General features: G+C 70.8%; 20 protein-coding genes and 1 tRNA gene. 11 read left to right on the top strand and 10 right to left on the bottom strand.

Annotated features, from left to right (window positions below):
* Positions 1–34: 34 nt before the first annotated feature.
* Together OG870_RS26130 and OG870_RS26125 are read right to left on the bottom strand one after the other, a co-directional pair.
* Positions 35–1,495 (bottom strand): aldehyde dehydrogenase family protein, encoded by a 1,461-nt coding sequence (locus OG870_RS26130; RefSeq protein WP_327691539.1) that lies wholly within the window; start codon positions 1,493–1,495, stop codon positions 35–37.
* 110 nt (positions 1,496–1,605) lie between these two features.
* Positions 1,606–2,430, bottom strand: a complete 825-nt coding sequence (locus OG870_RS26125; RefSeq protein WP_266520522.1) for a helix-turn-helix domain-containing protein — start codon at positions 2,428–2,430, stop codon at positions 1,606–1,608.
* A gap of 333 nt (positions 2,431–2,763) precedes the next feature.
* On the opposite strand from OG870_RS26125, the gene OG870_RS26120 reads away from it, so the two are divergent.
* Positions 2,764–3,279 carry an ATP-binding protein gene (locus OG870_RS26120; protein WP_405624660.1) on the top strand — a complete coding sequence of 172 codons (516 nt, stop codon included), beginning with the start codon at positions 2,764–2,766 and terminating at the stop codon, positions 3,277–3,279.
* A 110-nt stretch (positions 3,280–3,389) separates the two neighbouring features.
* Here OG870_RS26120 and OG870_RS26115 read toward each other — a convergent pair whose 3' ends face one another.
* Positions 3,390–3,608, bottom strand: a complete 219-nt coding sequence (locus OG870_RS26115; protein ID WP_266520520.1) for a DUF397 domain-containing protein — start codon at positions 3,606–3,608, stop codon at positions 3,390–3,392.
* Positions 3,609–4,008: 400 nt separating this feature from the next.
* Here OG870_RS26115 and rpmB point away from each other — a divergent pair, with 400 nt between their 5' ends.
* The 4 genes from rpmB (at position 4,009) to OG870_RS26095 (ending at position 5,853) form a co-directional block, all read left to right on the top strand.
* Entirely contained in the window at positions 4,009–4,245 is a 237-nt protein-coding gene (rpmB, locus tag OG870_RS26110; RefSeq protein WP_266844700.1) for a 50S ribosomal protein L28, read from the top strand.
* Positions 4,245–4,550 carry a 30S ribosomal protein S14 gene (gene rpsN / locus OG870_RS26105; protein WP_266518923.1) on the top strand — a complete coding sequence of 102 codons (306 nt, stop codon included), beginning with the start codon at positions 4,245–4,247 and terminating at the stop codon, positions 4,548–4,550. The genes rpmB and rpsN overlap by 1 nt, the downstream gene beginning before the upstream one ends.
* A 113-nt stretch (positions 4,551–4,663) precedes the next feature.
* Entirely contained in the window at positions 4,664–5,188 is a 525-nt protein-coding gene (locus OG870_RS26100) for a hypothetical protein (protein WP_327691538.1), read from the top strand.
* A 116-nt stretch (positions 5,189–5,304) separates the two neighbouring features.
* Positions 5,305–5,853 (top strand): DUF4232 domain-containing protein, encoded by a 549-nt coding sequence (locus tag OG870_RS26095; RefSeq protein ID WP_266844703.1) that lies wholly within the window; start codon positions 5,305–5,307, stop codon positions 5,851–5,853.
* Positions 5,854–5,896: 43 nt separating this feature from the next.
* Here the strand turns inward: OG870_RS26095 and OG870_RS26090 are convergent, their stop codons facing one another.
* Positions 5,897–7,057 (bottom strand): DUF2786 domain-containing protein, encoded by a 1,161-nt coding sequence (locus tag OG870_RS26090; RefSeq protein WP_327691537.1) that lies wholly within the window; start codon positions 7,055–7,057, stop codon positions 5,897–5,899.
* A 174-nt stretch (positions 7,058–7,231) separates the two neighbouring features.
* Between OG870_RS26090 and OG870_RS26085 the strand changes: the two genes are divergently transcribed.
* Both OG870_RS26085 and OG870_RS26080 read left to right on the top strand, forming a co-directional pair.
* The gene (locus tag OG870_RS26085) at positions 7,232–7,963 is read left to right on the top strand and encodes a Clp protease N-terminal domain-containing protein (RefSeq protein WP_266518915.1); all 732 of its coding nucleotides are present in this window, start codon (positions 7,232–7,234) and stop codon (positions 7,961–7,963) included.
* Positions 7,964–8,014: 51 nt separating this feature from the next.
* Complete coding sequence (locus OG870_RS26080; RefSeq protein WP_266518913.1) at positions 8,015–9,706, top strand: bifunctional 3'-5' exonuclease/DNA polymerase; 1,692 nt, start codon at positions 8,015–8,017, stop codon at positions 9,704–9,706.
* Positions 9,707–9,745: 39 nt separating this feature from the next.
* Here OG870_RS26080 and OG870_RS26075 read toward each other — a convergent pair whose 3' ends face one another.
* Together OG870_RS26075 and OG870_RS26070 are read right to left on the bottom strand one after the other, a co-directional pair.
* Entirely contained in the window at positions 9,746–12,814 is a 3,069-nt protein-coding gene (locus OG870_RS26075) for an AfsR/SARP family transcriptional regulator (RefSeq protein WP_266927764.1), read from the bottom strand.
* Between the two features lie 345 nt (positions 12,815–13,159).
* A complete protein-coding gene (locus OG870_RS26070) occupies positions 13,160–14,059 on the bottom strand; it encodes a glycosyltransferase family 2 protein (protein WP_266518911.1) in 900 nt (299 codons plus the stop codon).
* A 762-nt stretch (positions 14,060–14,821) separates the two neighbouring features.
* Here OG870_RS26070 and OG870_RS26065 point away from each other — a divergent pair.
* Positions 14,822–15,754: an NAD-dependent epimerase/dehydratase family protein gene (locus OG870_RS26065; RefSeq protein ID WP_266592424.1), complete on the top strand. Its 933-nt coding sequence runs from the start codon at positions 14,822–14,824 to the stop codon at positions 15,752–15,754.
* Between the two features lie 389 nt (positions 15,755–16,143).
* On the opposite strand, the gene OG870_RS26055 is transcribed toward OG870_RS26065, so the two are convergent.
* The 3 genes from OG870_RS26055 to OG870_RS26045 all read right to left on the bottom strand — a co-directional run bounded on the left by OG870_RS26055 (position 16,144) and on the right by OG870_RS26045 (position 18,093).
* Positions 16,144–16,219: transfer RNA gene (locus tag OG870_RS26055), tRNA-OTHER, on the bottom strand.
* A gap of 232 nt (positions 16,220–16,451) precedes the next feature.
* Complete coding sequence (locus OG870_RS26050; RefSeq protein ID WP_266589013.1) at positions 16,452–17,225, bottom strand: SDR family oxidoreductase; 774 nt, start codon at positions 17,223–17,225, stop codon at positions 16,452–16,454.
* Between the two features lie 268 nt (positions 17,226–17,493).
* Positions 17,494–18,093, bottom strand: coding sequence for a helix-turn-helix domain-containing protein (locus OG870_RS26045; protein ID WP_266518905.1), 600 nt, complete (start codon positions 18,091–18,093; stop codon positions 17,494–17,496).
* Positions 18,094–18,174: 81 nt separating this feature from the next.
* Here OG870_RS26045 and OG870_RS26040 point away from each other — a divergent pair, with 81 nt between their 5' ends.
* A complete protein-coding gene (locus tag OG870_RS26040; protein WP_266518903.1) occupies positions 18,175–18,654 on the top strand; it encodes an SRPBCC domain-containing protein in 480 nt (159 codons plus the stop codon).
* 396 nt (positions 18,655–19,050) lie between these two features.
* On the opposite strand, the gene OG870_RS26035 is transcribed toward OG870_RS26040, so the two are convergent.
* Positions 19,051–19,827: an SDR family oxidoreductase gene (locus OG870_RS26035; RefSeq protein ID WP_327691535.1), complete on the bottom strand. Its 777-nt coding sequence runs from the start codon at positions 19,825–19,827 to the stop codon at positions 19,051–19,053.
* Between the two features lie 200 nt (positions 19,828–20,027).
* Between OG870_RS26035 and OG870_RS26030 the strand changes: the two genes are divergently transcribed.
* Positions 20,028–20,897: a helix-turn-helix transcriptional regulator gene (locus OG870_RS26030; protein WP_327691534.1), complete on the top strand. Its 870-nt coding sequence runs from the start codon at positions 20,028–20,030 to the stop codon at positions 20,895–20,897.
* A 183-nt stretch (positions 20,898–21,080) separates the two neighbouring features.
* Entirely contained in the window at positions 21,081–22,349 is a 1,269-nt protein-coding gene (locus OG870_RS26025) for a hypothetical protein (RefSeq protein WP_327691533.1), read from the top strand.
* The last annotated feature ends 444 nt before the right edge of the window (positions 22,350–22,793 follow it).

Here is a 22,793-nt window from a genome sequence, read left to right as displayed (position 1 = left end):
GCCACGGTCACGTAGACCGGAAGGTCACGAAGAACTAGAACGGGAACCCGCTCCTGCCGTGCTGCACCGAGATCCACTTCAGGGTGGTGAAGGAGTCGATGGTCGTCTCGCCGTTCAGCCTGCCCACACCGGAGCTCTTCTCGCCGCCGAAGGGCACGAGGGGCTCGTCGTGCACGGTGCCGTCGTTCACGTGGAACATGCCGGTGTCGATCTGCTTGGCGAAGGCGACGCCCCGCTCCACGTCGCCCGTGTGGACGGCGCCGCTCAGGCCGTACGGCGTGTCGTTGGCGATGCGCACGGCCTGCTCCTCGCCGTCGAAGGGGATGAGGAACACGACCGGGCCGAAGACCTCCTGCCGCAGCAGCGGCGAGTCGGCGGGGACGCCGGTGAGGACCGAGGGCTCGACCAGGTTGTCGGTGGTCGTGCCGCGCAGCAGGGCCGTCGCACCCTCGGCGACCGCCTGCTCGACGACACCCGAAAGAGCGTCCGCCTGCGAGGAGTTGATGACCGGGCCGATGACGGTCTCAGGGTCGCGCGGGTCGCCCGCCTTGAGGGTCTTCACCTTGGCGACGAACTTCTCCGTGAACTCGTCGGCGATCGTACGGTCGACCAGGACGCGGTTGGCGGCCATGCAGACCTGGCCCTGGTGGACGTACCGGCTGAAGACCGCCGCGTCGACCGCGTAGTCGATGTCGGCGTCGTCGAGGACCACGATCGCGCTGTTGCCGCCGAGTTCCAGGACCGAGCGCTTGAAGTGCGAGGCGCAGACGGTGGCCACGTGGCGGCCGACCTTGTCGGAGCCCGTGAAGGAGACGACCTTCACGATCGGGTGCTCGATGAAGGCGTCGCCGATCTCCGCTATGTCCGTGATGACGACGTTGAGCAGACCGCCCGGGAGACCCGCGTCCTCGAAGATCTTCGCGACCAGGGAGCCGCCGGTGATCGGGGTGTTCTGGTGGGGCTTGAGCACCACGCCGTTACCGAGGGCCAGGGCCGGGGCGACCGACTTGATCGACAGCAGGAAGGGGAAGTTGAAGGGGCTGATGACGCCCACCACGCCGACCGGGACGCGGTAGAGGCGGTTCTCCTTGCCATCCACCGGCGACGGGAGGATCTTGCCCTCGGGGCGCAGCGCCCACTGGATCGACTCGCGCAGGAACTCCTTGGCCAGGTGGAGTTCGAAACCGGCCTTCAGACGGGTGCCACCGAGTTCGGCGATGATCACCTCGGTGATCTCCTGCTCGCGCTCCTCGATCAGCCGCAGCGCCTTCTCGAACACCGCGCGGCGGGCGTACGGGTTGGTCTTCGCCCACTGCTTCTGGGCGCGGGCCGCCGCCTGGTACGCGTCGTCGACCTCGTCGACCGTGGCTATCGTGATCGACGCCAGCTTCTCGCCGTCGTACGGATTGAAGTCGATGATGTCCCAGGAGCCCGTGCCCTGGCGCCATTCGCCGTCGATGTACTGCTGAGCCAGGTCGGTGAAGTACGACGACATGTGATCCCCAAATCGCTAGCAGACACGATCAACGTCACGGTCTGATCACACGTCATCGTACGGGCGACGCAAGCGAGTTGGGGACTGAGCGCGAAGTCGTGGGGAGAACCCTAGGAGAGCTGGAGGAGACCTCGCAGCAGGTCGCGGCTCTCGTCCGGCCCGGGACTGTCCTGCTGGAGTTCCTTCAGCGCCTTCTCGTACTGGCCGACGTCCTCCTGCTTGTCCAGGTAGAGCGCACTGGTGAGCTGCTCCAGATAGACGACGTCCGACAGGTCGGACTCCGGGAAGCTGAGGATCGTGAACGCGCCGCTCTCACCCGAGTGGCCGCCGAAGCCGAACGGCATGATCTGCAGCCGCACGTTCGGCCGTGCCGAGATCTCGATCAGGTGCTGGAGCTGACCGCGCATCACCTCGCGGTCGCCGTACGGGCGGCGCAGGGCGGCCTCGTCCAGGATGACGTGGAAGTCGGGCGCGCGCTCGGAGACGAGGTTCTTCTGCCGCTCCAGGCGCAGCTCCACCCGCTTCTCGATGTCGGCGGGGCTCGCCCCCCTCATCCCCCGCCGCACCACAGCACGTGCATACGCCTCGGTCTGCAGCAGGCCGTGCACGAACTGCACCTCGTAGGCCCGGATCAGATGCGCCGCGCCCTCCAGGCCCACATAGGTGGGGAACCAACTCGGCAGCACGTCCGAGTAACTGTGCCACCAGCCCGCGACGTTGGCCTCGCGGGCGAGGGACAGGAGCTGGGTGCGCTCCTGCTCGTCCGTGATGCCGTACAGCGTCAACAGGTCTTCGACGTCACGCGTCTTGAAGCTCACCCGGCCCAGTTCCATCCGGCTGATCTTCGACTCGGACGCGCGGATCGAGTAGCCCGCCGCCTCGCGGGTGATGCCACGCGCCTCGCGCAGCCGCCTGAGTTGCGAGCCGAGCAGCATGCGCCGCACCACCGATCCGGGCTCTCCCACGCTCACGTTCGCCAGCCTCCCCAACGCCTTCAGGGGCCGAAGTCTGCCACTAAAACACTCCGAGCAGTACTCGTCCGATTACAGAGAAGAGAGGAAGTCGAAGATTCCGCTCAGGAAGCGGGAAGGAGTTGGCAAGTAGAGGGAGAGAAGATGGCGGAAAAAATGACCAAGAAGCGGTACGGGAACGTCCAATTCGGTCACGTGCACGTGCATCTGCACCTTGCATCTGCACCGCGCATCCGAAACCATGGTCCCGCGCAACCGCTGCATCGCAACGACCGCGAACACCGGGGAGTGCCTCGCATGGGGACGAATGGATCGACCATGCTCGAGCCGTTACGGCAGGGCCTTCCGCCGCTGGATCCCGCGGCCGTGTCCAACGCCGCATCCTGCGCCCTTCCCGCCCGCTACGAAGCAGTGCGCGAGGCAAGGCGGTTCACCCGCAGAACCCTCGACCAGTGGGACATAGGCGACCGCTTCGACGATGTCTGTCTGGTGGTCTCCGAGCTGGTCACCAACTCGCTGCGGCACGGCCTGCCGGCGGGCACCCTGTGCACGGCGGTGCAGACCCCGCCCGTGCGTCTGCACCTGATGCGCTGGACCGAGCGGCTGGTGTGCGCGGTGCGCGACCCGAGCCACGCGAGCCCGGTCGCCCGCGAGGCGGACGACTTCTCCGCCGAGTCGGGCCGCGGCCTGTTCCTCGTCGACTCCTTCGCCGACAGCTGGGGCTGGCACCCGATGGCCGGCACCCTCGGCGGCAAGGTCGTCTGGGCGCTGTTCCGGCTGCCGCAAGCACCTCAGCCACTGCCCGCGCAATGACGAACCCCAGCATCCACTGACGCCGGGGTTCTACGCGCGTTACAGTGCGTAAGGCGCCGATTGCCCCGAGTTGCCCCGGGCCCTGACTCAGGCTCGGGCCCAGCCCGGCGTCAGCCCACCACGAGGTGGTCGAACTCGCCGTCCTTGACGCCCAGGAGCATCGCCTCGATCTCGGCGCGCGTGTAGACGAGCGCCGGACCTTCGGGGAAGCGCGAGTTGCGCACGGCCACGTCCCCGCCGGGCAGTCTCGCGAACTCCACGCAGGATCCCTGCGAGTTGCTGTGCAGGCTCTTCTGCCAGGCCACTCCGTTCAGCTCCGTGGCCGCCATGCCGTTGTACACGTCGTGGTCCACAGGTCGCTCCCCGGTGGTGCGGTGGCCTTGGGGCCATTGATGCAGTGGTCAACTGATCCGGATCATAGCCGTGTTCACGTGCGGATGCATGAGCAGATGCACGTGCACGCGGGGTGTTGCTGCGGTTACGGATGTGGCGTACGAGGCCCGACATGGTCGTACGTACTTCTGCATCCGCGCCATCATCTGCCCCGACGCCCGCATCACATGCCGGGCCGCCCCCGTGCACACACAAAGGAAGAGACGCACGCCGCGGCCTTCCTGTTCCCCCGTCCGCACATGTTCCGGTATTTCGGCCCGCCCGGCCCGGCGCCGCTATGGTTTACTGAAAATGAATTCCATTAGCGACAATGATTCCAGAGAGGCTACGACACCCATGTCCGCGCACTGCATGCTGACCGGCGCCCGGCCCGGCTTCGGCAACCGCATCTCCCGCTCCCACCGGCGCACGTCCCGCCGCTTCGACCCCAACATCCAGAGCAAGCGGTACTGGCTGCCGGGCGAAGGCCGGCACGTGCGGCTGCGGCTGAGCACGAAGGGGATCAGGACCGTCGACACGATCGGCGTCGAGGCGGCCGTGGCGCGGATCCGCGCGCGCGGGGTGCGGGTCTGATGGCGAAGCAGAGCAAGATCGCGAAGAACGAGCAGCGGCGGGAGATCGTCGCCCGGTACGCCGAGCGCCGCGCCGAGCTGAAGGAGATCATCCGCCGGCCGTCGTCGACGGATGCCGAACGGCTCGCCGCCCAGCGGGAGTTGCGGCGCCAGCCGCGCGACGCAAGCCCGACGCGCGTACGCAACCGCGACCAGGTGGACGGACGGCCGCGCGGGTACTTCCGGGTCTTCGGGCTGTCGCGGGTGTCGCTGCGGGAACAGGCGCATGCCGGATATCTGCCGGGCGTGCGCAAGTCCTCCTGGTAAATCTCACAGGCGCTCCCCATGGGGCGGGCGGCCGCTGCTGGTAGCTTGCTGCGGGCGTTTCGGCCACGCGGCCGGGCGACCGGCCACCGCCCGCTACAGCTTGGGAGCTTCCAGTGACTTCGGCGACCTTCACGCGTCCCTCTCGCACGGTGTCGCGCCGGCAGGTGCGGATCGCGGCGGCGGCCGCCGGGCTTGCGGGCGCGCTCGTGCTGACCGCGTGCAGCGGCGGCGGCTCCACGGACGACTCCTCGTCCAGCCCCTCCTCCTCCGCGGCGCCGACGGCGGACACGGGCGGCGCCACCGGCGGGGCGACGAGCGCGTCCGACGACCTGCAGGGCAGCTGGCTCGCCACGACCGGCGGCAAGGCCGTGGCGCTGGTGATCACCGACAAGAAGGCCGGGCTCTTCTCGACCGGCGGGACCGTGTGCAGCGGGACCGCGGGCAAGGAAGCCGGCATGGAGATGATCCGCCTCACCTGCACGGACGGCAGCAAGGACCGGGCGACGGGGATGGTCGACTCCGTGTCCAAGGGTTCGCTGCAGATCACCTGGTCGGGCAGTGTCGGCAAGGAGACGTACACCAAGTCGAAGGGCGGCGGCCTGCCGACGGGGCTGCCCACGGCGAGCCTCGGGCAGTAGTCGAACAGTAGTCGGGCCGTAGTCAGGCAGGGGCGGGCAACCGCCGCACGGGTGCGTGCGTGATGATCCATGCACGCGATCCCCGGCGTCACGCCGCAGAGCACCAGAGGACCCATATGCGCGCCACCCCGATCACCGTCGCCGCCCTCGCCGCGGCCCTTCTGCTGACCGCCTGCGACGACAACGGCGGTGACGGCGCCGCGAGCGGCGACACGAACAAGAGCGGCACGAGCGAGAGCAAGGCCGGTGACGCCTGCACGCTCGACGGCGTCGGTGTGCAGGTCGCGGCGAGCGCGGCCCCGGGCGCCGGGGACTCCGGCAACGTCACCGTCACGATCACCAACCGCGGCTCCAAGTGCACCCTGAACGGCTTCCCGGGTGTCGGCCTGCACGCGGGCGCCGACTCCAGCACCGTCCCTGCCGACAAGGCCGCCAAGGCCCAGAAACTGACCCTCGCCAAGGACGCGACCGCCTCCTTCACGATCGCCTACGTCCGGGGCGAGGCGGGCGGAAGCAAGAGCCTCGCGGTGAAGACCGCGGCGTTCACCCTGCCCGGCTCCAGCGCCGCCCACAGCTTCAAGTGGTCCTACGGCGACGTCGCTCTCAAGAGCGGCGCGAGCAGCCCGAACGCCTCGGTGACCGCCTTCCAGCAGGCCGGCGACTGACGCCCGTACGTCTCACGCCCGTACGTCTCACGCCCGTACGCCTTCACGGAAGCCGTGGCCGGGCCCCTACCTGGGCCCGGTCCGCTGCCTGCGCGCCCTCGGTCCAGCCCGCGGCGTCGCTCACCCCGCGCAGGCGGGACGTGGTCGTCTGCGGGAACATGCGGTCCGTGTGCGCGGTGACCGCGACCTCGCGGGAGGCCAGCACCGGGAGCAGGTCGTCGGTCACCTGCGTCTCGGCGGCCGCCGCCAGGCGCGTGCCTATCCGGTGGGCGTAGGCCGCGAGAAAGGACTGCCGGAAGGTCTTGGTGCGTCTGCGGCCGCCCGCCCGCTGGGCCGTCTCCGCCTTCGTCATGGCCGTCGTGGCCTGCACGAGGAGCGAGGTGTACAGGAGCTCGACCACCTCCAGGTCCGCCTCGAAGCCGACGACGGTGGAGAAGCCCAGCGGCTCGTTCCACACGGCCCGGCAGTGGTTCGCGGTGGCCACCGCGTCCAGCAGCACCGCCTTCGCCTGCTCGTACGGCGCCTCGACGCCGATCCGGCACGCTCCGGGGGCGTCGGGGGACGGCGCCCGGGCGGCGAGCAGCGCCTCGTCGATGCTGTGGCGGGCCATCAGCTCCTGCGCCTTCGCGGACAGTGCCTCCGCCTCCTGGGGGAAGCCGGTCGCCTCCGCCTTGGCGAGCAGTGCGCGGATACGGGTGAGCATGCGCGACTCGGATCTGGGACCGGCGTCGGCACCGGCACCGGCACCGGGCTGCCGCGTGGGCTCGTCGAGGGGGTCGAGGGTCGGCAGGCGCAGCAGCAGGCGGTACAGCTCCAGGACGGTGGTCGCGTGCGTGAAGCGGTCGGTGCGCGGTGGCGGGCCGCCGGCCTCGGCTTCGGCCGCCTCGGCCGTGAGCTCGTCCAGCTGCGCGGTCCAGCGGGGGCCGCGCGGGCGGTCGTCGGGCCTCTGCGCGCGGATCAGCGCCGACGCCAGGCGTACGTGTACGTCCTCCAGCTCGCGCCGCACCATCCGGACGACGTCGGCGGGCTGCCAGCCGCGCCGCCATGCCGTCGCCACGAACTCCCGGCCGCGGTCGGCGAGTTCTTCGTCCGCTGCCGGGTGCGCGGCCAGCAGGGAGGCGCCCGCGTCGAGGGCGGTGTCGGTCTCGGCGTACAGGGCGGCCCGGAAGGCGCTTTCGACGGTGCTGGAGGCAGTGCTGCTCACTCGTCGATCGTGCCACGAGGCACTGACAGCGCGGCTGGCCGGCCGCGGATCAGGTCCTCTCTCAGCCTCACCCACCTGTCGGTCGGCTCCGCGCTTCGGCGCGGCGCACGTGCGAGGCGACCGACTGTCAACCAAGGGTTGACAGGGCGGGGAGTGTCAACCTAGGGTTGACACATGTCGACGAATCCGACCACGTCGTCCGTACGTCTCGACGACCTCATCGCAGCCATCAAGAAGGTTCACTCCGAACCCCTCGACCAACTCCAGGACGCGGTCATCGCCGCCGATCACCTCGGTGAAGTGGCCGACCACCTGATCGGTCACTTCGTGGACCAGGCCCGGCGGTCCGGCGCCTCCTGGACGGACATCGGCCAGAGCATGGGCGTGACCCGGCAGGCCGCACAGAAGCGGTTCGTGCCCAAGGAGTCGACCGCCCTCGACCCGAACCAGGGATTCGGCCGCTACACGCCGCGCGCCCGCAACGTGGTGATGACCGCCCACAACCAGGCCAAGACCACCGGCAACTCCGAGGTCGTGCCCGCGCACCTGGCCCTCGGCCTGCTCGCCGAACCGGAGGGCCTGGCCGCCAAGGCGATCGTTCAGCAGGGCGTCTCCCTCGACTCCGTGCGCGAGGCGGCGACCGCCGCGCTCCCGCCGGCCGCCGAGGAGACCCCGGAGCTCGTCCCGTACGCCTCCGACGCCAAGAAGGTCCTGGAACTCACCTTCCGCGAGGCCCTGCGCCTCGGCCACAACTACGTCGGCACCGAGCACATCCTGCTGGCGCTGCTGGAGTTCGAGCACGGCTCCGGAGTGCTGGCCGGCCTCGGGCTGGAGAAGGAACCGGTGGAGGCCGAGCTCGCCAAGGCGCTCGCGGGCTATCTGAAGATCCCTGGCGAGGAGGGCTGAGACCGTCGCCCGCGGAGGCCGTTGTCAGACCCCCCTGCGACACTCGCCACCATGACCGATCGCTGGGCGCTCGCTCCGGCCGAGGACGGTGGCGTGGAGATCGCCCCCCTCGGTCCGGACGGGCTGCTCGCCGGAGCGGTCCGCTGGGAGCCCGACCTCGCCACGGCCGTGCGGGTGCGGCCCGAGGTCGCGCGCTGGGTGTGGCGATCCACCACCGAGGTCTATCCGCGCCTGCTCGCCACGGGGGTGCGAGTGGAGCGGTGCTACGACATCGAGGACGCCGAGACCCTCCTCCTCGGCCACGAGGGACGGTACGGGGAACCCCACTCGGCGGCCGCCGCCCTGGCCCGGCTGCGCGGCGGCCCCGTACCGCCCGACCCGCCGCAGCGCTCCGCCGAGCCAGGCGCTCAGTCCCCCCTCTTCGAACCGCAGACCGTCCATGTGCCGCTGCCCGACCTGGCCGAGGTGTACGCCGAGCAGCAGCGCCGGCACGACGCCACCGCGCACCCCGACCGGATGCGACTGCTGACCGCGGCCGAGTCGGCGGGCATGCTGATCGCCGCCGAGATGAACCGGGCGGGACTGCCGTGGAGCACCGACGTGCACCGCCGGCTGCTGCACGAACTCCTCGGCGAGCGGTACGCGGGCGGTGGCGAGCCCCGCCGCCTCGCCGAACTGGCCGACGAGGTGTCCACCGCCTTCGGGCGCCGCGTCCGGCCCGATCTGCCCGCCGACGTCATCAAGGCGTTCGCTCAGGCCGGGATCAAGGTCAGGTCGACCCGGCGCTGGGAGATCGAGTCCGTCGACCACCCGGCCGTGAAGCCGCTGCTGGAGTACAAGAAGTTGTACCGGATCTGGGTCGCCCACGGCTGGTCCTGGCTGCAGGACTGGGTGCGCGACGGCCGGTTCAGACCCGAGTTCCTCGCGGGCGGGACCGTCACGGGCAGATGGGTCACCAATGGTGGGGGCGCGCTGCAGATCCCCAAGGTGATCCGGCGGGCCGCCGTCGCCGACCCCGGCTGGCGGCTCGTCGTCGCGGACGCCGATCAGATGGAGCCACGTGTGCTCGCGGCCATCTCCCGCGACCCGGGGCTCATGGAGGTGGCCGGCCGCGAGACCGACCTCTACCAGTCCGTCTCCGACCGGGCCTTCTCCGGCGACCGGGCCCAGGCCAAGCTCGCCGTGCTGGGCGCGGTCTACGGCCAGACCTCCGGCGACGGCCTGAAGAACCTCGCCGCGCTCAGACGCCGCTTCCCCAGGGCGGTGGCGTACGTCGACGACGCGGCGCGCGCGGGCGAGGAGGGACGGCTCGTGCGGACCTGGCTGGGGCGGACGTGTCCGCCCGCCGCCGGGGCGGGCGACGACGCGGCGGAGGAGGCGGGCATCCCGCAGGACGAACCGGCCGAGACCCCCGCCGGGACCGACTGGGTGCCGGGCTACGCCTCCACCAACGCCCGCGCCCGCGGCCGCTTCGCCCGCAACTTCGTCGTCCAGGGCAGCGCCGCCGACTGGGCCCTGCTGCTGCTCGCCGCCCTGCGCCAGGCCTGCGCGGGCATGGCGGCCGAGCTGGTCTTCTTCCAGCACGACGAGGTGATCGTGCACTGCCCCGAGCGGGAGGCGGAGGCGGTGGTGACGGCGATCCGGGAGGCGGCTGAGCTGGCGGGGCGGCTGACGTTCGGGGAGACGCCGGTACGGTTCCCGTTCACCACGGCGGTGGTGGAGTGCTATGCCGACGCGAAGTGAGGGGTGCGCGGCAGGCGGGGGCGGGCCGGAGTTCGGGGGTCAGCGGGTTTCCGGGTCGGCCAGTAGTTCTCGCAGTTCCGTCACCACCGTCTTCTCGTCCGTCCCGTCCAGGGCGTCGAGCGCCGCGCGCCACTCCTCGTACGCCTCCAGCGCGTGACCCCCTTCCCGCAGCAGGAGGCCGTACTGATGGCGCACGAGACCGCTCGTGTAGCAGTCGGAGCGGGCGTTCGCGCGGCGGAGCAGTTCGGCGCACTCGCCGCCGGCCCGGTCCGTACGGCCGAGCAGCCGCAGCGCGCGCACCATCCCGAGCCGGGTCTGCGACTCTCCGTGCCAGTCTCCGTGTCCGCCCAGGATGCGCAGGCTCTCCTCGAAGTGCGGGACGGCGGCGGCCGGTTCGCCGAGGGTGAGATGGGCGTACCCGATGTTGCAGTGAGCGGAGTGCTGCACGATCACGGCACCGATCTCGTGGCCGATGGCGAGCGAGCGCCGGTGCTGCTCGATCGCGGCCCGCGGATCGGTGTGCTCGTACAGGTTGCCGAGGTGGCTGTGGGTCACGGCCTCGCCGTGCGGGTCGTTCAACTGCCGTGAGTACTCCAGGCTCTTGCGCAGGGCCCGCTCGGACTCCTCGTAGCGGCCGAGTCCTTCGAGCAGCAGGCCCCGGTTGTTGAGGCAGCGGCGCATCCAGGAGACGCGGTCGAGTCGCCGCCAGACCGCCAGTGCCCGGTCGTTGAGGTCGAGGGCCTCGCTCTGCTGCCCGGTCAGGAAGTGCAGGCCGGCCAGGTCCCCCAGCGCGTACGCCTCGGCGGCCTCGTCACCGAGCCGGCGCGCCACGCTCAGCGCGGCCCGGCCGAGCACCTCCATCTCGGCGACACGGCCACTGCGCTGCACATACGGGAAGAAGAGGCGGATCAGCACCGAGATCCGGGCGGCCCTCAGGTCGTCGGTGTCCTCGGCGTGCCGCTCGACCAGTGTGACGACGTTCCCCAGCTCCATGTCGCCCCAGGCGAAGGCCTGTCCGGAGGATTCGAAGCCGGGAAGGGCGGCCACGTGCGCCGCGTGGTCCGGCGGCTGGGCCGCGGTCGGGCGGCGGCGGTCGTCCCGGTCCAGGCCCGGTTCGACGAGTGCGGCGAGGGCGAGTTCGGCCGCGGCGGCGTACCAGGGCAGGGCGGAGTCGACGGCGTCGGTCTCGTCGGCGGCGAGTTCGCGGGCGAAGTCGCGCACCAGGTCGTGCGGGGCGTAGCGGCCGTACGCCGTCTCCTCCAGGAGGGCCACGTCGACGAGCCGGTCCAACGCGGCCTCGGCGCGGCGCGCGTCGATGCCGACGAGGTGGGCGAGCAAGGGGGCGCCGTACGCGGGCAGATCGAGGGCGCCGATGCCGCGCAGCACGAGGGCGGCGTCCCGGTCGGCCTCGCGCTCCGAGGCGGCGAGCGCGCCGTGGGCGACGGCCAGGGAGCGGCGGACACTCAGGTCGTCGTACTCCAGATGGTGCAACCGCCCCTCGGTGGCGGCCAGTTGACCGGCGAGTACGTCAGGGGTGAGCGCGCGGCGGGCGGCGAGGCGGGCCGCGACGATGCGCAGGGCGAGCGGGAGGCGGCCGGCGAGTTCGACGAGGGGGTGGGCCGCGTCGAGGGCGCTGCGGCCGGAGAGCGCCCGCAGCAGCGCGGCGCTCTCCTCGTCGCTCAAGGGGGTGAGCGGGAAGCGGCGGGCGCCGTCGAGGGCGGTCAGCGGCGAACGGCTGGTGACGATCACTGCGCACCCGGCGCCGGCCGGCAGCAGCGGCCGCACCTGTGCGGCGTTCGCCGCGTCGTCCAGGACCAGCAGCGTGCGGGTCGGTGCGAGCAGCGAGCGCAGCAACGCGGCGGCCGCGTCCGGGTGTTCGGGGATGCGGCGGGGCTCTGTGCCGAGGTCGCGGAGCAGGGCGGTGAGCGCCTGGGCGGAGGTGAGCGGGGTCATGCCGGGGGTGGCGCCGTGCAGATTGACGTACAGCTGACCGTCGGGGAAACGTTCCCGCAACTGATGGGAGACGTGCAGGGCGAGGGCGCTCTTGCCTACCCCTGCCATGCCGCTGATGACGGTGAGGGCGTGACTGCGCCGGTCGAGCAGGGCCCGGTGCAGGTCCGTCTGTTCGGGGGCGCGGCCGGTGAAGTGGGGTGGGGGCGGAGGGAGTTGGGCCGGCGCGGGTGGCGTGGAGGGTGACGTGGCGGGTGGCACCCGGCCTTCGACGTGGTGCGAGAGCCCATGTGCTCCACCACCCGTACTGCTTTCGTCGCGGGGTGCGGGTGGCCTGGGCGGGCGTTGCCCGCCATCGGCGCCTGCCGGGTCGGCGCCTTTCAGTACCTCCGTATGCGCCTCGCGTACCGCCGCGCCCGGTTCGACGCCCAGTTCCTCCACCAGGCGGGTGCGCAGGTCGCGGTGGACGGCGAGGGCCTCGGCCTGCCGGCCGGTGCGGTGCAGGGCGAGCATCAGCTGGCGGTGGTAGGCCTCCCGCAGCGGATGCTCGGCGGTCAGGGCGGCCAACTCCGGTACGAGCACGTCGAGTCGGGCGCTGCCGGCGGCCAGCTCGGCGTCATGGCGCCATTCCAGCAGCAGCAGCCGCGCCTCCTGCAGACGCTGGACGAAGGCGTATCCGCTCAGCTCGGCGGGGAGCCCGCTGAGCGGGGTGCCGCGCCACAGTGCGAGTGCGGACATGCACTCACGCGCGGTCCGCTCCCAGTCGCGGTCGGCGTGCGCACCGCGTGCCGCCGCGACATGGCGTTCGAAAACATGGACGTCCAGTTCGCCCTGTTCGACCCTCAGCACATATCCGGGCGGCACGGCCCGTAGCCGCTCGGGGTCGTCCAGCAGCCGTCGCAGCCGGGCCACGTGGTTGTGCAGCGAGGCCTGTGCGGAGGCGGGCGGCGCCCCGCCCCACAGCGCGTCCTTGAGCGTCTCGACGGATACGACACGGCCGGCTTCGAGGAGCAGGGCGGCAAGGAGGGTACGGACCTTGGGGCTGCCGATCGCGTTGACACCGGCCTCGTCGTCGGCGCCGGACACACCTGGGGCGCTCTGGACGTCGTACAGAACCGGCGGTCCCAGCAGTCCGAAGCGCAGCTCGTGCCGCCTCACGCCGTCCACTGCGTTTCCGCCTTCTTGGCGGATTTCCGCCCTTGTCACGACGGTTTCCCGCCACCCATTTCTCGACGGTCTCCGTTCGAATCCGCCGCGGCTGCGGCCGTCCGGCGTCGGCGGCCGGCGGCTTTCACGCCATTCGACCGACGCCTGACCGCAGACCCGTTGGCCACATGTTAGCGATCCGTTGGCAGGGCCTGATGTGATCACCTCATCGGATCTGGCCCGGGGGTGCGCGCGTAGAACGCGTAACTCGGGGGAGTGTCGCTGCCGCGGCCGGATCCGGGGACACGAGAGGGTCCCGGTCGGCGGAGGTGAACGACCGGGACCCTCGTCCTGCCTTCAGATGACGGGCGGCCGACCCAGCCGGGCGAGCCGCCACACCGTCCGCCAGCGCATGGGCCGCCGCTCGCCGGCCGGCTCCCGCAGCCCCTCGACGAACCCGCCGAACCAGGCCCGCAGACCGGCCCGCGAGCGCGTCCGCAGGAGTGTGAGCAGCGTCCAGATCCCCAGGTGGACCGGGATCAGGGGGATGGGCAGTCGGCGGCGGACCAGCCAGACCCGGTTGCGGGCGTTCACGCGGTAGTAGATGGCGTGCCGGGCCGGTGAGGTCTTCGGATGCTGGAGCAGCAGTTCGGGTGCGTACAGGATCCGCCAGCCGGCGTCGGTGGCGCGCCAGGCCATGTCGGTTTCCTCGTGAGCGAAGAAGAACTCGGCGGGCCAGTCGCCGATCTCGTCGAGCATGGCCGTGCGGAAGCCGTGGCCGCCGCCGAGGAATCCCGTGACGTAGCCGCCCTTCATCGGGTCGGATGCGCCGACCCGGGGCACGTGCCGCTGCTGTGTCTCGCCGTGCTCGTCCGCGATACGGAAGCCGACGATGCCGAGCCTCGGGTCGGCCGCGAAGTGGTCCCGTACCCGTCGCAGTACGTCCGCGTCGACGAGCAGCCCGTCGTCGTCCAGTTCCACGACGACGTCCACGTCCCCGAACTCCCGCAGCCGGACCAGTGCCTGGTTCCGGCCGCCGGGGCAGCCGAGGTTCTCGTCGAGTTCGAGGAGGGTGACCTCGCCGGGGAGCGCCAGGCGGTCGGCGAAGTCGGGCAGCGGGCAGCCGTTGCCGACGACCACGATGCGGGCGGGTGCCACGTCCTGCTTGGCGACGGACTCCAGCAGGGCGTCGACCTCGTCGGGCCTGTTCCCCATGGTCACCACGGCGACGGCGATCCTCGGCGCCCGGTCCTCCATGTCCTTCACCCCATCCCGGCCACCGACGATTTCCGACCCGCGATGCTAGCCGTTCACGGTAAGGACTTCTTTAATACGCCGGATCTTGGCGGCAAGGCGGTCGGCGGGCGCCCCGTGTCGTGTGCCGGACGCCCGCCGGGCAGGGAGGCCGGTTCCCGCGGTCCGTGGGCCGGCCGCCGGGTTCGCGGTGTCCGTGAGGGATCCCGGGTGATCTCGGGGATCCCGGGTGGTCGGGATCCGAAAAGGGCGGCCGGGGGGCTGGGTTGGACCACTGCCGCCCCGGCCTGGGGAGAACGCTCGGCCCGGAGGCGGGGCGGTCGGGTCAGCTCTCGCGCCGGGGTGGGTGAGCGCGGGGTCGGAGAAGAGCGACGGCTCGGGGATGCGGCCGGCGGCGGTGACGGCCGCGGCGGCCTGGCCGGTGGTGCCGTTGGTCAGCCCGGGCTGGAAGGTGTAGCGCGGGACGTCGATGGCCAGGCCGCGTTAGCCGGGGGTTTATCGAAGTCCCACGCGGCGTACAGCATGGCCTCGGGACATGCGAAAGGGCGGCATCCGCGTCGCGGACGCCGCCCTTGAGGTGGTGACGTTGTATCAGACCGCGGGTCCACTCCTCCCTGTCCGTGGGGGAACGCCCACACCCCTTCCCCTTGGTTGACCTGGCGGTCGACGTCATGCTGGACGTGTTCGCCCGGCGGGACCCGGCCGAGTTCCACCGAGTGACCCCGTGCCCGCACCAGGCCCTGTAGGAGTCGAACCTTGCCCACTGTGGTGATCACCGGCGCCGGCGGATTCGTCGGCCGCCATGTCCTTCGCGAGGCCGAACGCCGGGGCCTCACTCTGCGGCTGACGGCCCATCGCAGCCAGGTGCGCACGAGCGGCGCGCCGGGCACGACGATCGTCCCCGCCGACCTGACCGACCCCGGCTCGCTGCACGGCCTGTGCGACGGCGCCGACGCCCTGCTGCACTGCGCCTCGCAGATCGGCGGTCCGGACGCGCTGTGCGAGGCGGTCAACGCCCGAGGGACGGCCGCGCTCGTGGCGGAGGCCCGCCGGGCGGGGGTCGGCCGCATCGTCCACCTCAGCACCGCCGCCGTATACGGGCGGGGCACCTTCTTGCACGCCCGGCCACAGGACCTGGACCGCGCGCCGGTCTCGGTCACCTCGCGGACCCGGGCGGCCGGCGAGGACGCCGTACTGGCCGCGGGCGGCACGGTCGTACGCCCGCATCTCGTCTACGGCGAGGGGGACACCCGGGTGGGACCCCCGCTGGCCCGGCTGCTGCGCGCTCTGCCCGGCACGGTGGAGGGCTGGCGCGCACGGGTGTCGCTGGTCGCCGCCGAGGACCTGGCCCGCGCCCTGGTCGCCGCCGCCCTGGCACCCCGCGAACGGCTCACCGCGCCCGTCTACCACGCCTGCCACCCCGAACCCGTGCCCTGGCACACCGTCCTGAGAGCGGTCGGCGATCTCGCGTCCGTTCCCTGGCCGGAGCGCGACCTGACCCTCGACGAGGCGGCCGAGCGGTTGCGGGCGCGGGGAGGCTCGCGGCACGACCTGGACATGTTGGTCACCGACCACTGGTTCGACGGCGAACCGCTGTGGGCCGACCTCGACTGCGCACCGGGCGCCTTCGGCGAGCGCTTCGCCCAATACGAGAGCTGGTACCGCCAGGCACTGGCCCCGGCGGCAACCGCCGTGTAGCCGGACGAGTCGTGGACGGGCAGGGGGCGACCGACAGCTGGAAACCTGCATCGGCGTCCGCCCCCCTGCACGCCAGCCTCTCCGGGCCTTAACGGCGGGCGAGCTGCCAGAAGTTCGAGGTGACGGCGAATTCGATCGCGTTGTCGTCGCCCGGAGGCGTCAGATTGCTCTGCAGGTCGTACGTCTGTGAGCCGACATCCGTGCGAGCGCGACGTGGCGGTGATGCCGGGCGCGAACACGGCTATACCCAGGGCGAGTTGACGCCCATTGCCGCGCGGCACGCCGGGCACCCGCACCCAGGCCCCCTTCGCGGGCGCCACGGGACGCCGTATTTCAAGGTCAACGAAAGATAGAAACCCCAGGTCAAAGGCCTGACCTGGGGTTCCCCATGGGGCCGCCTTCGGGATTCGAACCCGAGACGTACGCATTACGAGAACACGAGCGATCATGTCGCCTCATGACGGCTCATGACGGCTCATGACGGCTCATGACGGCTCATGACGGCTCATGCCATCGAGCCTGATCAGACCACATGCCCCACGTCGAGCACGCGTAACTCATGCCGAACAGTCCAAGGCGTCCGGCCACCCCTTGGCCACCCCGGGCCACCTGCGCCACACCTCGGTAGTTACACAGGGCAGTTGTCGGACATCAACAACCCAGTCGCAGAGGGCAACTTCCTGGGCTGGGCTGCGCTTCAGGGGGTGGGTTGGTCGAGCCAGTCCGCGTAGGTCGGTCCGGCAAGGGTGGCGTGTGGGCCGGGGAGCAGGCCGCCGTTCTCGAACAAGTCCCGGTCGGGGTTGGCCGGGTCACTCACTTCCTCGATGCGGGACGGGCTGCCCTGCCGAGCGGCCAGCAGGCGTGCCGCGTCGGCCAGGTTCTCGGCTCGGGGGCCGGCGATCTCCGGGTACGGCGCGCCTGTGGGCACCGGATCCGCATCGGTGGCGACCTCGACCAGTTTCTCGGCGACGGTGCGGGCGGCGACGAGCTGGGTGCGCATGTTGGGTACGTAGGCGACGTCGCCCTGGGTACCCCAGCCGACCAGTTGTTCAACGAACTCGTGGAACTGCGCGGCCCGCACGATCCGGGTGGGGAGCGGGCCGGCCAGTGCTGCTTTCTCGTGGGCCAGTTTGGCCGCGTTGTAGCCGGTGGTGGAGCCGTCGATGCCGATGATCGACACCACCACCATCCGGCGGACGCCGTTCTTGTGTCCGGCCTGGTGCAGGTTACGAGCCGTGGTGGTGAAGAACTCGGTGGCCGCCGCCTGCTCGGGCGATGGCGTGCTGGACACGTCAATGATCACTTCGACGCCGTTCAGGGCTTCGGCCAGGCCATCCCCGGTGACCACGTCCACGCCCGAGGAGCGTGAGATGGGCACGACTTGGTGGTCGCGCTCCTCAAGCACCCGCGCAACGTGCCTGCCGACCCGGCCCGTCGCTCCGACGACTGCGATCCTGCTGGACTTCTGCATGATGGCTACCTTCCTTGGACAGTTCCGATGGTGGGCTCTTGGTGGGCTCTCAACTCGATGACGGAGCGCGGCTCAAGAATGTGACGTGCTCCGTCGAAGTTGCTCGGCGGCTTCCTCCCTTCTGGCGCCGGGGCACCGGACCACTGGGCCGACAGCTTCATCTCCCTGATCAGCACCGATGAGATCGTCAACCTGTCCCCCGACCGCATGCTCCGGTACTGGGCCCGGCCCGACATCCAGCGCCTACCTGCCCCTGACTGACGTGTGGTCATTGGGCTGGAGGGGGCGCGTAGCGGGGGTCGCGGTCGCCGGAGTAGGTGACGGCCATGGTCAGCCGGGCGGGACCGGGGCCGGCGTTGCGGTAGACGTGGTCGCGATCGCCGCGCATGCGCAGGGCGTCGCCTGCTTCGAGGGTGAAGACGGCGCCGCCGACCTCGACCTCGAGCCGCCCCTCGTAGAGGTGGAGCAGTTCCCGTGTTCCTGGCGGATGCGCGGGGGAGCCCATCTCCTCGTGCTCGGCGATGAGAAAGTCCCAGAACTCGATGAACGGGGCCTGGCCGTCGTTGATGAGCAGCCGCCCCACAGTGTGCTGTCCAGCGCGGTACACCTCGGCGTCGGCCGCGCGCACCACCTGGCCGAGTTCCTCGGGCGGCTCGACGAGACGGCCGATCGAGGTGCCCAGAGTGGCGCTGATCCGGGCGAGCGTGGCGACGCTGGGGTTGGTGCGGCAGGTCTCGATCTGCTGCAACATCCCCCGGCTGACCCCCGACCGTGACGCCAGGTCATCCAGCCGCCAGCCCCGCAACTGCCGCATCGCCCGCAGGTTCGCGGCCAGTGTCCGGCCCACGATCTCCGCTGGATCCTCCATTGACATCACCCCTTCCTCGCACTCAATATATCGGATCAGAAGAAAGTATATTGCCCCTGATCCTCGCAAGGAAGGCCCACGATGAAGACGATCTCCCACTCGATCGAGATCAACGCTCCGGCCGCGGAAGTCTGGGAGGTGCTCACTGACCTGGCCGCCTACTCGGACTGGAATCCCTTCATCCGCGAGGCGTCCGGCGACGTCACAGTCGGTCAGCGGCTCACGCTGAGGATGTTCCCCGCCGACGGGAAGCCGATGACGTTCCGCCCGCGCGTCCTGGCTGCCGACCCCGGCGTGGAGCTGCGCTGGATCGGCCACTTCGTCCTGCCCGGCATCTTCGACGGCGAGCACCGCTTCACGCTCACCACCACCGCGACCGGCGGCACCGAGCTCCTGCAAGCCGAGAAGTTCTCCGGCCTGCTCGTCCCCTTCACCGCCAAGACCATCTCCGCCACCCGGCAGAACTTCGCCGCCCTCAACCAGGCCCTCAAGACCCGCGCCGAAAGCCGCTCGCAGCCAAACCCCGCACCCGCGCCCACCGCGACCGACCAACCTCGGTAGTGCGAAGTTCCCGTGACGACACTCGACGCCGACGTCTGCGCCTGCGCCTGCGCCTGCGCCGCGAGGGCATGTCCTTGTTCGTGTCGCTGCCGCATCTCCCACGCGGTGAAATAGCCCCGGCCGGGTTGCTTCCGTAGACGCCTGCGGTCGCGGAATGTCTCGATGCAGGCGAAGAACCCGGTGAGCGTCGCCGGCCCGACCGGGCCGGCGTCACTCACCGATCCGGACGAGACGCTGAACGGGGCCAGTCGATGGCGTCGGACCTCGACCCTCAGCAGGTCCGGATCATCGGACAGCATTCGTTCATCGGCGAGGCCGTACGCGGGTGCCGTCATCGCGCGACCAGGCGCGGAGCCCCAGCATCACCCACGGCCGGGGCGGACCGGCAGGGAACGGTCAACTGGCCTGGGCGGTCGGCATGATGGTGACCTGCTGGAGGTTGACCCGCGGCGGGAGGGACGCGACGAACCCGACGGTCTGCGCGATGTCCTCGGGCGCCAGCCACTCCATGGCTTCCTTCGATCCCTCCAGCCACGCACGAGCGCCTTCATCGGTGACGTGGCTCTGCAGCTCGGTACCGACGATGCCGGGCTCGATCGCCGAGACACGCACCTTCTTCGCACCCAGCTCGGCCCGCAGGTGCCGGGAGAGGTGGGTGACGTATGCCTTCGTCGCGGAGTAGACAGCGAAGTTCGGGAAGATGTTCTGCGCCGCGATCGACGACGTGTTGATCAGGTCCGCGACACCGCGCTCCTCAGCGGCCTTCACCAGCTGCGGCGTGAACGCGCCGATGACGTTCATCAGGCCGGTGATGTTGAGGTCGATCTGGTGCTGCCACTGCTCGGTGGCCAGCTCCTCGATCGGGGCGGGAAGCATGACGCCCGCGTTGTTGAGCAGCAGGTCGGCACCGCCGAACTCGGCGGCGACCCGGTCCGCGGCCGCCCGCACGGCCGCCGCGTCGGTCACGTCGGCAGCCAGGGCCAGGGCCTGACCGCCGTTCTTCCCGATCCGGACGACCAACTCGTCCAGCCGGTCCGCACGTCGGGCCAGGACGACGACACGAGCACCGAGTCCGGCCAGGTGCTCGGCCGACGCCTCGCCGATACCGCTGGAGGCACCGGTGACGACCGCGACGCGGCCGGAGAGGGGACGGGCGGAAGTCTGCGTGGTCATGGAACACCTTTCAAGGTGAATGGGATGAGGGGCTCGGGGCCGCGGCCTGTCGCCATCGGCTCCCTCCACAAGAACACCACCCGCAGACGCCTCACGGGGCGCCGAGAAAGGCCCTGACCAGGCAGGTATCCGCAAGGAAGGTACTGGCAGTACCACCCGGCCCGGGACATGTCCCACTCTCGCCCGCCACACTTGGGGATATGGATGACCGTAGTGACGAGCTCGCTGACTTCCTGCGCACCCGCCGTGCCCGGGTCACCCCCGACCAAGCAGGGCTGCCCGAGGACGGCCGGGCCCGCCGCGTGCCCGGCCTGCGCCGCGACGAGGTCGCCAGACTGGCCGGAGTCAGTACCGAGTACTACACCCGCATCGAGCAGGGCCGGGCACAGAACCCCTCCCCCGAAGTCCTCGAAGCCCTCGCCGTCACCCTGAGGCTGGACCCCTCCGAGCGCGAGCACCTCACCGACCTCCTGGCACGCCCCGCACCGGCCCGCCGAGCTCCGACCAGCCCCCAGCGCGTGCGTCCAGGACTGCACCTGATGCTGCAGACCCTGGACCACGTGCCCGCGTTCATCCTCGGCCGGCGCACCGACGTCCTGGCCTCCAACCGCCTGGCCCGCGAGGTCCTCACCGACTTCGACGCCCTGCCCGCACCCCGCCGGAACCTGGCCCGCTACTACCTCCTGGACCCCGTCGCCCGTGAACGGGTCGGCGACTGGGAACAGATCGCCGCCGAGACCGTCGCCATGCTCCGGCTGGAAGCCGGCCGAAGCCCCCATGACCGCCAGCTCGCCGACCTCGTCGGCGAACTCACGCTGAAGTCACCGGAGTTCTCCACCTGGTGGAACGATCACAGGGTGCTGCGCCGGACGCACGGCGCCAAGCACTACCACCACCCCCTGGTCGGCGAACTCCACTTCTCCTACGAGTCCTTCCAGGTGCCCGGTGACACGGACCAGACGCTGTGCGTCTACAACGTCGAACCCGCCTCCGACACCACCCGAGCCCTGCAACTCCTCACCAGCTGGACAGCCCCACAGCCGACGGGGACGCCGGAACGAGGTGCGTAGCGGGCAACGTCACGGGGGTGGCGTGGGCGGACCTGCCGTCTGAACACGGGTTGGCTTCCCCCGTCACGAGCCGTGCCGGAGCGGGGGCACTAAGGTGACCACCGTTTGGAATGAACTGGACGGGGGACACCCATGCGAAACTCCCAAATACCTCAGCCCTCAAGGGGTTTGATGCTCGCGGCCGTGGCGCTTGTCGGCAGCGTGCTGACGGCCTGCGGTTCGGGCGAGGACTCCCAGGCGGCCGGCGACGCCCCGCCGGCCGCCGCACGCACGTCGCGGCCCGTCCACGATCCGCCGGCGACGTTCGCGACGACGGGCGCCGAAATGCCCGACGGGCTGATCGTGGACATCCTGGACCTCGACAACAGACTCGTCGGGCCGCCCCCGGTCACTCTGTACAAAAGCACGGCGTTCGTAGGCGCGTTCGATCACGTGCAGGCCATCGACACCACCAACGGACACGTCAGGGCAACCATCGAGCCCGCAGGCAAAGCACTGGTCGAGGGCGACGGCACCGAGCACAAGGCCGGGGCGCCCGCGATCGTCACCATCGGCGGCACACCGGCCCTGCTGACACCGTTCCCGGTCGAACAGTCCGGTACGGGAACCCAGGCCTCCCACAAGGCAGTTGAGATCACCGCCAGCGACCCCGACGCCGCCAAGGTGCGATGGCAGGTGACCCTGCGGCTGCCGGAGTGGGCCGACGAACCGAACGCCGAGCTGACCGCCACAGCAGTCGGCGCCAACGGGAACACCGGCCTGGTGGCGGTGTCCGACAGCAACTCCCACGCCGTCACCTACGGAATCGACCTGACAACCCATCGCCAGATCTGGGTCCAGGACGGATTCGCGGCCACAGGAATCGCCGAGGGCACCGCGGTCGGCTGGACCACGGAGAACCACGAAACGCTCGCCGCCGGACACGACGCAGCCACCGGCGCGCCCCGCTGGCAGGGCCAATCCATGGTCAGCCAGACCGTGTCCGCGCTGGGCCCGCATTTCGTCCTCCTCCAGGGCGGCCACTTTGGCAGCGAGAAGCCCTACGTCCAGCTCCTCGACCCCGCCACCGGCAAGACCGGACAACAACTGCCCATCCAACTCTCGAAGGGCACCTGCGTGTACGACGAGAAGAGCACGCTCGTCTGCCACGGCACCGGCGCCGGCACGGACGACGACGCCGCCTTCGGCCTGGACGCCACCACCGGCAGGACGCTGTGGCAACTACCCGACAAACAGGCCGACCGCATCGCCCCCGAGATCACCACCGCCTGGCACGGCCGGGCCTACGGCAAGACCGAGAACGGTCCGGTCGCCCTGGACGCACGCACGGGCCAAGACCTGCCCGCCAGCCCCCGCATCGCCCCGGTCCTGGTGAACGGCTCGGCGGGCCTCGCCCTGGCGAAGGTGGACGGCTGGAAGACCAAGCTGTTCGTATACCCCGCCACCGGCTGAACGGGCTGCCACCGCCCATCACCGGGCAACAGCATCCGCAGCCATCGACGGCGGCCAGTTCCAGGACGCCCAGCCCATCGGCGGCGGGGTGACGCCGATCTGGTTGGTGCTCACGGCGGCCGGTTCGGCGGGCAGGGTCGGGGCAGCACCGCTGCGGCGGCTGTTCGAGATCCTCGCCGGGCCCGTCGCCCACCTCGGGCAGGCCGGTTCGTTCTACCGAGGGCTTCGGACCGTGGCCGTGGACGGCACTTTTGCTGCACGTGCCCGACGACGAGGCACTCACCTGGCCTTATCCCAAGCGAGTGGGCGAGAGCGTGGAGTTCGGCTACCCGATGGCGTCCCGCTGAGTGGTGTAGCCGATCAAGGCCAGGGCGTACGCCCCGGGGCGTGTACTGGTAGGGATTCCGCTCCCTGCCCGGCAGGCGGGCAACCTGCAACTCTCCG

This window comes from Streptomyces sp. NBC_00461 (assembly GCF_036013935.1).
GTDB lineage: Bacteria > Actinomycetota > Actinomycetes > Streptomycetales > Streptomycetaceae > Streptomyces.
This window is presented reverse-complemented; position numbering and strand designations above follow the sequence as displayed.